The 11,213-nt window shown below is 68.3% G+C and carries 12 protein-coding genes and 1 rRNA gene; 7 read left to right on the top strand and 6 right to left on the bottom strand.

Annotation, left to right across the window (positions count from 1 at the left end; genetic code table 11):
* Positions 1-1,359 (top strand): ATP-binding protein (locus FXN61_RS41405; RefSeq protein WP_223165824.1); only part of this gene is annotated, 1,359 nt, incomplete at its 5' end.
* Here FXN61_RS41405 and FXN61_RS41400 read toward each other — a convergent pair.
* A complete protein-coding gene (locus tag FXN61_RS41400) occupies positions 1,340-1,798 on the bottom strand; it encodes a very short patch repair endonuclease (RefSeq protein WP_376770805.1) in 459 nt (152 codons plus the stop codon). The genes FXN61_RS41405 and FXN61_RS41400 overlap by 20 nt on opposite strands.
* Before the next feature lie 49 nt (positions 1,799-1,847).
* Here FXN61_RS41400 and FXN61_RS41395 point away from each other — a divergent pair, with 49 nt between their 5' ends.
* Positions 1,848-2,480: a hypothetical protein gene (locus FXN61_RS41395; protein ID WP_167979315.1), complete on the top strand. Its 633-nt coding sequence runs from the start codon at positions 1,848-1,850 to the stop codon at positions 2,478-2,480.
* Between the two features lie 147 nt (positions 2,481-2,627).
* On the top strand, positions 2,628-3,563 hold the full coding sequence (locus FXN61_RS41390) for an XRE family transcriptional regulator (RefSeq protein ID WP_223165823.1): 936 nt from the start codon (positions 2,628-2,630) through the stop codon (positions 3,561-3,563).
* A gap of 67 nt (positions 3,564-3,630) precedes the next feature.
* On the opposite strand, the gene FXN61_RS41385 is transcribed toward FXN61_RS41390, so the two are convergent.
* The gene (locus FXN61_RS41385; RefSeq protein WP_167979313.1) at positions 3,631-3,957 is read right to left on the bottom strand and encodes a hypothetical protein; all 327 of its coding nucleotides are present in this window, start codon (positions 3,955-3,957) and stop codon (positions 3,631-3,633) included.
* A gap of 201 nt (positions 3,958-4,158) precedes the next feature.
* On the opposite strand from FXN61_RS41385, the gene FXN61_RS41380 reads away from it, so the two are divergent.
* Positions 4,159-4,716: a hypothetical protein gene (locus FXN61_RS41380; RefSeq protein ID WP_167979312.1), complete on the top strand. Its 558-nt coding sequence runs from the start codon at positions 4,159-4,161 to the stop codon at positions 4,714-4,716.
* 62 nt (positions 4,717-4,778) lie between these two features.
* Complete coding sequence (locus FXN61_RS41375) at positions 4,779-5,696, top strand: HIRAN domain-containing protein (RefSeq protein ID WP_167979311.1); 918 nt, start codon at positions 4,779-4,781, stop codon at positions 5,694-5,696.
* On the opposite strand, the gene FXN61_RS41370 is transcribed toward FXN61_RS41375, so the two are convergent.
* Together FXN61_RS41370 and FXN61_RS41365 are read right to left on the bottom strand one after the other, a co-directional pair.
* Positions 5,689-8,871, bottom strand: coding sequence for an AAA domain-containing protein (locus FXN61_RS41370; RefSeq protein WP_167979310.1), 3,183 nt, complete (start codon positions 8,869-8,871; stop codon positions 5,689-5,691). The genes FXN61_RS41375 and FXN61_RS41370 overlap by 8 nt on opposite strands.
* Positions 8,872-8,949: 78 nt before the next feature.
* Positions 8,950-9,750 (bottom strand): Rossmann-fold NAD(P)-binding domain-containing protein, encoded by an 801-nt coding sequence (locus FXN61_RS41365; protein WP_167979309.1) that lies wholly within the window; start codon positions 9,748-9,750, stop codon positions 8,950-8,952.
* Positions 9,751-9,837: 87 nt separating this feature from the next.
* On the opposite strand from FXN61_RS41365, the gene FXN61_RS41360 reads away from it, so the two are divergent.
* Both FXN61_RS41360 and FXN61_RS41355 read left to right on the top strand, forming a co-directional pair.
* The gene (locus tag FXN61_RS41360) at positions 9,838-10,197 is read left to right on the top strand and encodes a nucleotide pyrophosphohydrolase (protein ID WP_167979308.1); all 360 of its coding nucleotides are present in this window, start codon (positions 9,838-9,840) and stop codon (positions 10,195-10,197) included.
* Positions 10,194-10,784 (top strand): LURP-one-related family protein, encoded by a 591-nt coding sequence (locus tag FXN61_RS41355; protein WP_312878406.1) that lies wholly within the window; start codon positions 10,194-10,196, stop codon positions 10,782-10,784. The genes FXN61_RS41360 and FXN61_RS41355 overlap by 4 nt, the downstream gene beginning before the upstream one ends.
* Here the strand turns inward: FXN61_RS41355 and FXN61_RS41350 are convergent.
* Both FXN61_RS41350 and rrf read right to left on the bottom strand, forming a co-directional pair.
* Complete coding sequence (locus FXN61_RS41350; RefSeq protein WP_167979307.1) at positions 10,781-10,945, bottom strand: hypothetical protein; 165 nt, start codon at positions 10,943-10,945, stop codon at positions 10,781-10,783. The two genes, FXN61_RS41355 and FXN61_RS41350, sit on opposite strands and share 4 nt — an antisense overlap.
* Positions 10,946-11,111: 166 nt before the next feature.
* Positions 11,112-11,213: ribosomal RNA gene (gene rrf, locus FXN61_RS41345) — 5S ribosomal RNA — on the bottom strand; the annotation flags it as partial.

The raw sequence follows: 11,213 nt of genomic DNA, 5'->3' as shown, positions 1-11,213 counted from the left end.
GGTCCCCAACGCGACGCCGCCGTCGCTTTCGCCGCCGAACGTGCCACTCTGGCAACTGATGCACGCGCGTTGCTGTTCGTCGCGGACCGCAAGCTGGCCGAGGCCGAGGGCCAGCGCGCGGTCGCGTCGGAAGCCGTGCGCGTCCACGACGAGGCCGCCGCCCAGTGCTCGTCCCTGGGCGTGCCCGCGAACCGCGAAACGTTGTGGCGCCTGGCCAACCGCGCCGCGTGGGAAGCCGACCACATGGATTTGGTCTGCGAGGTCGCGCGCACCGAAAAGGCCGTCCGCGTGGAACTCGCCGCCCGCGGCAAGATCGATGCCGTGATGTCCGTGCCGGACCTGCTGGTGGACTACGAAACCGACTGCAAGGTCCGCGCCCGCCAGGCGTCGATGGCCGCGCAGCGCCCGCTTCTGGCGCAGGCACTGGAAGACCGCCTCCTGGCGGAAGCCACCGTCGCCGAGGCCACCGTCGCCCACACACGCGCTCTGGCTCTGCTGCGGCACGCCGTGACCGCGATCGGCGGCACCGGCGAGCGCCCGGAAGACCTGCTCCGCGCGATCGCCGAGTGGCAACGCGGCTGGGACCGCACGCTGCGCGAGGCGGAAGAAGAGCGCAACGCGTGGGCCGAACTGCAGTCTCTGCTGGCAGAAGGCACATTGAACGACCTGGAGACAACCCTCTCCGCCGCCCAGACCCACCACGCGTCGTTGCTGGAGACCGCCACCCGCTACGCCGCCTGCGGCCCGGTGGACCCGTCACTGGCCGCGTCCTGCGACTCCCTGGCCGCCACCGTGGCCGAGCTGGTCCGCGGTCTGCCCAGCGTCCCGGAAGCCGAGGAAACCGTGCAGGCCGCCACCGCCGCCCTGGCCGAGGTGACCGCCGAGGTGGAGGCCATCGACCTGGCCTCCCGCTACCTGACCGCCGCCCGCGAGAAGGTGCACAGCACTATCGCCCCCGCCCTGGAAACGACCCTTCGCACGTGGCTACCTCTCGTGACCGACGGCCGCTACGTCGATGCCGCTGTGGACCCGTTGTCTCTGACCGTGCGTGTGTGCACCGCCTCCGAGGCGTGGCACCATGCTTCACGTTTGTCCTTGGGCACTGCCGAGCAGATCTACCTCTTGCTGCGTGTGGCTCTCGCTCAGCACCTCGCCACTGAGGCGTGCCCGTTGTTGTTGGACGACGTCACGGTGCAGGCCGACGATGCTCGCACTCGTGCGGTGCTCGATCTGCTGCTGCGGTTGTCGGAGGACCGTCAGATCGTTTTGTTCGCCCAGGAAACCGCTGTGGTGGAGTGGGCCAGGGAACGACTGGGTGAGCGGGACGTCTTGCACCAGCTCACGCCTGTGGCGGCCTGACCAGCCGAGAGGCCACGAGCGCGGCGACCCGGTCGGCGGCTTCGTCCGGATCGTCGTGCTCCCACACGCGAACGACGAGCCAACCGGCGGCCGCAAGTTGCACGTTGGTGTCCTTGTCGCGGACGACCACGCCGTGCAGCTTCACCCGCCACCACTCGCGGTTCGCCTTCGGCAGCTGGCCGTGCTCGGGGCACGAGTGCCAGAAGCAGCCATCGACGAACAACGCGATCCGTGCCCCGCGCAACAGCACGTCGACACGCCTGCGGCGGTTGGTGCCGGGTGGTGCGACGTCCACGAGGTAGCGCAACCCTCTGCGGTGCAATGCCCGGCGAAGTGCCAGCTCCGGGGCGGTGCCGACGCGGCGTGTCCTGCGCATCACGCGGGAAGTCGCCTCGGACGTAGCTGGCGGGGCTGGTCCTGCATCGACATGGCGGTACACGACCTGCAGTTTCCCGTAATTGTCAGACCCCGTCGCTACCGTCGACCGCATGACCAACGCCGCCTTCCGCAAGCTGACCCCCACGGCCGACGAGAGGCTCGCCGAGCTGGGCCTGCGCCTCGCCGTCCTGGACCGCGCGATCGCCGCCGGCATCGACGCGCGCGCAGCCTCGCCACCGTTCGGCCCGACCAACGCACCGGGCCTGCTCGACTGGATCCACCGGGTGGGCACGTTGCGGCAGCTGCTGGCCGCGGAGGGGTGGCAGCGGCTCGACCACTGGAACGCGGGCCTCGCGCGGCACCCGTCGCGGCCGATCCTGCTCGGCACGCTGCAGGGCAACCGCGGGACTGGATCGCTGGACGCGCCGTTGCGCAGCGACTACGCGAAGGGACCCGCGATCGCGGCGATGATGCGGGACAACGACCACGACCAGTTCGCGCTGTTCGAGAACGCACGCAGCGAGGGGCTGAAGTTGTGGTTCCTGGTGACGTATCCGCTGCAGCTGGAGGATCGGCTCGTGGTGCTGCGGGAGGTGTCGCAGCCGGAGCCCACGCCGCAGAACCAGATCATCGAGCGGTGGGCGCACCGGATCCCGTTGCCGCCGATGGAGTTCCCGCTGCTCAAACAGCCCAATGTGGACGGTCCGGAGGAGGTGGACTTCCCGATCGCGCTGCGCCGCTGACTGGGCGAGGCCGAGCCTCACCGGGCGCGACCACCTGATCACGCCCAGCGCCGATCGCGCTTGGCCTCCGTCGTGACTGCCGGCGACGAACAGCGGAAGCGACCCGCCAAGCTCATACCTCCGTCCGTCCGGTCTGTTCGGACCCGCGTGGCACTGCGGCGCGACAGCAGCGACAATGGCCGGATCATGCTCACCCCGTCGCGACTCACGCTCGCCCGTACCCGGCGCGGACTCACCGCGGCCGAGCTGGGGCGCAAGTCCGGGGTGCAGGCCAGGGCGATCAGCGAGTACGAGCGCGGGCAACGCAGGCCCAAGCCCGCCACCGTCGAGGCGCTGGCCGGGGCACTCGGTTTCCCGGCGGCCTTCCTGAGCGCGCTGGCACCGCCACGGCCGCAGAACGGGCCGGACGACGTCCAGGCGACCGCGGCGGCGCAGCTGGCGATCGAGTTCAACGCGTGGCTGGAGCGCCTGTTCGTGCTCCCCCAACCGAACCTGCCACCGCCCAGGACGTCGCCGAGCGGCACACGTGACGCCTGGAGGCTCGACACCGGACCGGCGCCGAACATGGTGCAGCTGCTGGAGTCCCACGGGGTGCGGGTGTTCTCGCTGCCGGTCGACTGCACCGGGCAGGGAGCGTTCTCCTGCTGGCACAACGGAACGCCGTTCGTGTTCCTGAACCCGACGGCCACGCCGGAGCAGGCGAGGTTCGACGCGACGAAACAACTCGCCGTCCTTCTCGGCCATGACGAGCCCGTGGAGTTCGCCGCCGAGTTCCTCATGCCCGAGAAGCAGCTGTACGGCACCAACCACCGGCATTGGTTCGTGTCGCAGGCACAGTTCGCGACACGGACCAACGCGCACGACACCCAAGGATCGATGGTCCGCAGGGAGACCTCGAAGCTGCTGACCAAGGTGTTCAGGGTGCTCCGCGAGAACGGCACGACACCGCTCCACGTGGCCAAAGAGCTGAACCTGGGCCTGGAAGAGCTCAACGGCCTGGTGTTCGGGCTCGTCCTCACGGCACTGCCAGGTGGCGGAGAACCAGGACCGAGAGGGCGCGCACGCCTTACCCTGGTTCGCTGATCGACCTGGGGGACCCGGAAATGATGTTCTTGCGCTACCTCGTGGCGGCGCCGCTCATCCTGCTGAGCTACGCCGTCGTGCCGTTCGGATACCTGACGCTGTCGTCGTACCTGTTCCAGCGGTCGTTGCCGGGCGGGCACGAGGAGTTCGACTTCGCAGCCGAGTTCATCGAGAACTTCACCGAGTTCGGCGGGTTCTGGCCCGTCCCGGTGGCGTTCCTGCTCTTCGCGGGCCTCTGGTGGATGACGGCGGCATGGCCGCGGATCGCACTGCTGCCGTCGGTGCCGGTCGCGTTCGGCGGGGTTGTCAGCGGGCTGGCCGACGGCTGGCAGAAGACCGCACTGGCCGCGGCGACGCCGTTCGTCGCGTGGGGGACTCGCGTGGCTCGCGGCAAAGATCGTGTCGCGGCCGATCACCGGCGACGTGCAGCGCTCGGCCGTCGAGGTCCTCATCGGACTGCGTGGTGGTGGCCGGCTCCGGGTGCAGTCGCGCAGGCTGTTGCTGGACAAGCTGCCTCCGCCCCGGCACGGGGAGTCGCCGGCCGGGGCGCGTCGCGATCCGGTTCGACCGGATCAGCCACGTCGAGGCAGGGGCCGTGCACACGCCGGCGCAGTGGCGGTTCGGCAACACCAGCGAGCTCACCATCACGCCAGGACCGGTGCTGCGGATCATCGGCGGCGGGCAGGAGTGGCTGCTGCCGGTCGAGGATGTCGCCCCGGTGCAGCGCCTGATCGTCGAACGCGCGCAGGCCCGTGCCAAGCCGGACCCTCGCCCGCCGCTGGAGAGTGCGCGCTGGGCCAACGCCAAGAAGCTGTGGGACCTCGGCGACGCTCAGCCGATGCGGCCCAACACGCAGAAGGTCAAGCACGGCACGCACCACCTCATGCTGGTGATGAGTGTCCTCACCGCGGCCATGGCCGGATACGCCGTGTTCCGCATCTTCACCGACAGCTGGGGCTTCCTCGTGGGCGTCCTCTTCTTCGGCGGCGTCTCCTACGGCATGGCGCGTACGTGGGCATCTCTCGGTGCCACGCAGAAGCTCGCCGAAGAGAACCCGCGACCACCGATGGCCGACGATCCCGATCCGCGACGCATTCCGGTCACAGGCTGGAGTGCACAGCCCGTTGTATTAGGCCAAACGAGCGATTTGTGAAACGTATCGCCCGGCATACCCGACACTGAGAGTGACGGGAAGCCGAGTCGTGAGGACGCCCCATGACGATGCAGCAACGTACAGAGCCCTCGCCCGCCGCAGTTCTGATCGCTGTTGCCGTGCTCGCGCTGGTTCTGACCGTTGCTTTCGGCCCGCTGGGCTTCGTCATCGGCCTCGCACTGTTCGCCCTGATGTTCATCGGCACCAAGAACGGAACGTCAGAACAGAACGCCGCGACGCGCACTCGCTCCCGCATCCGCCGCCTCTCCACCGCGGGGCGGGTCGCGATCGTCGGCGAGTCGTACTACCAGGACGCCATCGCCGAGGTCGCGAGGCACTCAACAGCACAAACGCTGGACGAGGCCGTCCCCGCCACGGCGGTGCTCGTGCCGGAGCCCTCCAACCGGCACGACCGCCAGGCGGTGCGGGTCGACCTGCTGCGCGGCGACGGCTCCGCCATCACCGCCGGCTACCTGCGCAGTGACCAGGCGGCCGACTACCAGCCACTTCTGCTCGAACTGGCCGAACGCGGCGAGGTCGGCTCGTGCCCGGCCCGCATCGTGGGCGGTGGCCAGCGCTACTACGGCGTGCACCTGCATCTCGGCGACCCTCGGCTGCTGCTGCTCGACCACGAGGCCCTCGGCACGGCCCCGACGCTCCCCGCCGAACAACAGGTGACCGTCACAGGCGAGGAAGCCCACCAGCACGTGCTGCACCGCGTGGTCAACGGCCGCACACCCGTCCACGTCATCGCCGAGCTGAGGGACTGCCGCATCGACAATGGCTCCCACACGGGCGAACACACTCTCGAGGTACTGCTCGAAGGCGAACGCATCGGCCAGCTCACCTACGCGATGGGCCTGCGCTACTGCGAAATCGCGCAAGAGTGGCGCGCCCACACGGGGCGCGCGCTCTGCGAAGCCGTGATCACCAACGAGGGCACCCGTGGTCTTCACGCGAACTTGCTGCTGCCTAAATGATCGCCTGATCGACCTTGCACGGATGGCATCGCCAGAAGTACGGCTTGCCTCGGCGTTGGGAAGCTGACCGCCACAGCTCGAAGTCGCGACCGCACTGTGAGCACTGCGGCGGATGGCCGAACTTCTCGGCCTGCAGGTCTTCCAGCAACCGCTCGGCGAACGCGGCGCCCTGGCAGGTGATCATGACCTCCCGGCTGCGGTTCTGCGACAACGGGTTGTGGCTGCCCATCAGCACGGTTCGACGGTCGATGACCACGACCTTGCGGTGCTCGACCTCCGACCGGATCACCTTCGCGCCGGTCAGCACGAGCTCCTCGAGCCAGCGGCGGAAGCTGTCCTTGCGCATGTTCGTGTCCCGCTCAGTGCGCACGAACACCCGGATGTCAACACCTCGCGCCACCGCGTCGGCGATCAACGGCAGAAACCGGGAGCTCTTCTTCGCCACCCACGGCGACCACATCCACACGGACTTGCGCGCCGCCTTGAGGTGCGTGTCCAGCGCGGCGTCGAACGAGAACTCGTCGTCGATGTCGGTGACCTCGACCAGCCCGCGCAGCACCTCCTGCAGTTCGGCCTCGATGGGCGACACCGCCCGGAACTCCACGGTTTCCGTCAACCCCAGGAGCACACCGGCCCGGCACCACTGCACCTCTCCCGCGGCCCCCAGGGCCCGCAGCGCCCCGAGCGGAGTCCCGCCGACCGCGCCCTTCACCGCCCGCGGCTGGTTGGCAATGATGTACAACCGCTTGCGCGCCCGTGTGATCCCCACGCCGAACAACCGCACGCCCGACCGCTCGAATTCGTCGCCGCCACGCCACTTCGCCTTGCTGATCCACCCGGTGCCGTCCTCGACGAGGTCGAAGACCACGGTGTCGAACTCTCTGCCCTGGAACGAATGCGCGGTCCCGACCGGCACGTGGAGGTTCTGCCCGGCGTCGCGCAGGACGGCGTGCGTGGCGTCGGCCTGCTGTTTGAAGGTCGTCACGATGCCGACCGGGCCGTCCGCGAGGTGATGCTGCACCAGGCTTCGCGCGAGCAGCGCTCCCACCGGCCACCAGCCGGCCAGCTTGCTGGACCTGTTCACCTGGTTGAGCTCAGGCAGTCCGTTCACGTCGATCAACACGATCTCGGTGTCCTCAGGCGGCCGGCCGCTGACTTCGGTGACGCCGTCCTCGAGCACCTGGTAGACGACGTCGTTGGCGAGCCTGCGGAGGTTCGGGCCGAACCGGAACTGGTGTCGCAGCCCCACGCAGCCCGCGTTCGCCGCCACGTGCTCCGGCGCCAGGATCCCGCAGTGGCTGAACGAGTCCGGTTTGAACCAGCGTCGTACAGCCTCGTTCCTGCTGCGATCCGCCTCCGGGGTCACGGGAGGAAGCTGCAGGAAGTCGCCCAGCAACGTGGCCGTCGTCGTTGCCCGTGCCACGGCCAGCAACACCTCGCCCACGACCGCGGCGCCCGCCTCGTCAACCAGCACCACGTCGAACTGCTGACGAGCCACCGCGGGATGGGCCCGTGAGCGCGCCAAAGTCGTCGCCACCACCATCGCGTCCGCGACGATCTCGCCCTCGGCGTCGCGCCGCAGCCTGGTGATCTGCTTGGTGAGGTCGCGGAGCCGGGCTTCCAGCCCCTCGCGGTCGTTGTCCCGTTGCAGCGCCTGAAGCTGCTCGCGCTTCTGGTGCTTGCCAGGCAGACCTCCGCTGTCCGCGGACGTGATCAGCAACAGGTCGTCGTCGGTCACCAGGCCCCGCGCCACCAGCTGATCGCACAGCTTGCCGAGCTCACGTACAAGTTTCCCCGCGTCGCCACACCGGCGCTGAACCTCGGCTCGGTCGCGCTTCCACAGCGCGAACTCGTCGTCCGCCCGCGCCAGATCCGCTTCAGTCACGGGGTGTGCGGCAGCGTGTGCCTGCTGGATCAACGGTTCCAGTGCTTGATGTTGCTCGGCCACGTGCGCTTCGAATCGCCCCAGCCGTTCCTGTGCTTCGGTCACCAGACGGCGGTTGCGCCATCGGGTGAACCACCGTCCGCCGGCGTTCGAGACCTTGAACTCCACGTGCGCCGCGCTTGCGCGTTCCTGAACCAGGTTCCGGTCCAGCTCGGCCAGCCTCGCCGACATTTTCGCGGCGTGACGCAGTTCCTCACGTGCCGGAGCGAGCCGGGCGAGCTCGGCGGTCGCCGTCTTCAGACGGGCATTGACGGCCAGGAGATCGCGATCGAGCCTCTCGCGCTTGGCCATCGCCTTGTCCAGGTCGGCTCGCCGGGCATCGTGCGCCTTCGACGTGGCGAGCCGTTGCTGCGCACGCACGTAAGCCTGGTGGTTGTAGTCGCCAAGCTCGGTGTCCAGCTCGGCCAGCCGGACGTCGACGCGGTCGGCCTCCGCGATCTCGTCCTGCACCCGCTGCCGCTCGGCATCCACCTCCACGGTCTTCCTGGCTGCCAGCCGATCCAGCTGCACGTCGTCGTTGTTGACGAGCTCGGGCAGGTGCGGCGGCCCGACCCTGAGCACCAGGCCCGGCTTCGGGCGCAGGTGCTTGATGACCTCGTTGAGCGCGTTGTCGACGGCCACGTTCGCCGTCGACACCAGCAGCACGCGCTTCCCTGTGCTGACGAGATCCTCGATCGCCCGTGCGAGCACACGGGTCTTGCCGGTTCCGGGAGGCCCCCACACGGCGTGCAGACCTGGCTCGACACAGGCGAGATAGGCTTGCCGCTGAGCAGGGAGGAAGCCCGGCGGGTAGTCGCCAGGCCGTGCCGGTACCGGGTCGAGCGCGCCGGCCGCGAGCCTGTCCGCCAGCTTCGCGTTCTGGATCGCGGCGATGCCGTCCCGGAGCTTGCGCAACAGTTGCTGCGGCGTCAGGCGGACCGTCCACAGCCAATCGCAGCCCTTCGGCAGGGTGCCCTCCGCTTGGACTTTGAGCACTTCGTCAGTGACCTGCGAGCGGGCGACCGGAACTGTCGTGCCGTGCTCAGGTCCCTCTTTGTCCGCGAAGCACAGCTGGTCGAAGCTGTCCGCGGTCGGCGGGCGCCGGGAGCCGATGTGCAGATCGAGCACGTACCAGCCATCGGCCTGCGCGACGGCCCTGCCCAGCAGCTTCCACTCGCCCTGAGCGCCGCTGCCAACATGCTTGAGCAGTTCGTCGACCGCTTCGAGGACCTCGCCACGCCACCCTGCCATCCCTCACCTCGTTCCTGTTCGAACGAGTAAACCAAGAGCGGCAGTGGCACCACAGCGAGTTGATCGAATGGAGCAACGTCAGACGAACCTGCTGCTGCCCAAGTAGTCGGCGAACGTTCGCGGCTCACGGCCGAGGACCCGCTGCACGCCGTCGGACAGGTGCGCCTCTGCTCCCGTGCGGATGCGCACGAGCAGCATGGTGACCAGGTCGGCGATGTCGTCCGGGTAGCCGAGGCCACGCATTGAGGCAGCGAACTCCTCCGGGGTGACGTCGGTGTAGAGGACGGGGTTGCCGGTCACTGCCACGATGCGCGCCAGCATCTCGGCGAACGACAAGGCCTCCGGGCCGCTCAGCTCGTAGGTCTTCCCCTCGTGGCCGGCCTGGGTCAATGCCGCGACGGCGACCTCGGCGATGTCGCGGACGTCGATGAACGGGTGGATGCCCTGACCGGCGGGCACCGCGAGCTCGCCGTGCTGCACGGGCGCGGCGAACATGTCCTCGTCGAAGTTCTGCATGAACCAGGTCGGCCGCAGGATCGTCCACTCGACGCCCGAGTTCTTGATCGCCGCCTCGAACGGGTCGTCGTCGGGTGCACTGCGCATGGACAGCAGGACGAGCCTGGTGACGCCGGACTTCACTGCGAGGGGGACGAACTCGGCGAGTGCCACGGGGTTGTCCGGCGGCACGACGTAGACGGCGGTGGTGCCGGCGAGGGCGGGCTCCCAGGTGTCCGGGATGGACCAGTCGAACTTCGTTGCCGAGGTCCGCGACGCGGGACGAGCCGCGGGGCCGAGGAGTTCGGTGACGCGACGACCGGTCTTACCGGTGGCGCCGAGCACGAGGACGGTTGACGACTTGATTCCGCTCAATGTTGACATGACTACAGCCAATCAACATTGACGCGGACGATCCATGCTTGATCAGCCGCCATCCTTGCTCGTTCGTCCACGTGGTACTTAGTGGACATGAGTGAGCGTGATCTCGTGGACCTGAGGGATGCGTTGCGGGCGTTCGCCGCTGCCCGCGACTGGGACAGCTACCACACGCCCAAGAACCTGGTGATGGCGTTGTCCGCGGAGGTCGGCGAGCTCACCGACCTCTTCCAGTGGCTGACGCCCGAAGAGGCAGCGAATGCAATGAAAGACCCAGAACTCGCGTGGAACGTGCGGGACGAGCTTGCGGACGTGATGCACTACCTCACCAGGCTGGCGGACAAGCTCGGTGTCGACCTCGTCGAGACCGCGTTCGCCAAGATCGAACGCAATGAGCGGCGGTTTCCCACCGGGGATCTGCGGCCAGTGCCGGTGGAGAAGGGTGAGCTGTGAGTCTGCAAAGCGTGCAGGTCCTGCACGTGCACCAAAAGGTCACGTTCATGACCAACCGTTACGAGGTCTTCGTCGACGACAACGGCGAACCGGGCGAGCTGGTCGGCTTCGCCGAGCAGAAGAAGTTCAAGATCAAGGAACGGATCACGGTCTACACCGACTCGTCGAAGAGCCAGGTGCTGTTCGAGTTCAACGCCCGCAAGGCGCTCGACCTCGGCAGCGGCTACGACGTGACGGACGCGAACGGGCAGCTGATCGGGTTGTTCCGCAAGGACTTCGCGAAGTCGCTGCTGCGGTCCACCTGGCACTTGGAGCAGCCGGGCTGGGGCAAGACGACGGGTGCTGAGCGCAACAAGTGGTTCGCGGGTGTTCGACGGCTGTGGCAGTGGATCCCGATCGTTGGCGAAGCGCCGTTCCCCATGCGGTATCACTTCGACTTCACCACGGAGAACGGCGCTCCCGTGTTCAGCGTCGACAAGAAGACCTGGGTTCGTGACCACTACCTGGTCCCGATCCAGGATCCTGGCGTCGACCGCCGGCTCGTGGTCGCCCAGGCCGTCGCGCTCGACGCGCTGCAGTCCCGCTAGAGGTACGTGAGCAGGAGGAGGATCAGGCACACCAGCAGCACGACGCCGAGCACCGCGGGCAGGATCGACTGCGATGACGGCGCGGGCTCGCGGGCGTGCCTGCCCCGCCTCCTGCACGCTCGCCACCGCAAAGGTGCCTCCCCTACCCACTGCTCGTTCATGACGATCACGGTAGGGACGAACAACCTGGGCTTGACCCGTGTCACCCGCTCGCCTGGGGCGCGTCACCCGGACGGCGGCTCAACCGAACACAGCGGACAAACACGGCACAGCACGAAAAAGCCCTGCGGGGAGCGCTTGTGGCGCTCAACCCGCAGGGCAAATTATGTTCGGCGGCGACCTACTCTCCCACACCGTAACCAGTGCAGTACCATCGGCGCAGAAGGGCTTAACTACCGGGTTCGGAATGGGACCGGGTGTTTCCCCAAC

The organism is Lentzea indica (assembly GCF_012184385.1).
In the GTDB taxonomy this organism is placed as follows: domain Bacteria; phylum Actinomycetota; class Actinomycetes; order Mycobacteriales; family Pseudonocardiaceae; genus Lentzea; species Lentzea indica.
Note: the sequence above shows the minus strand (reverse complement) of the source record. Positions and strands in the feature narration are given on the sequence as shown.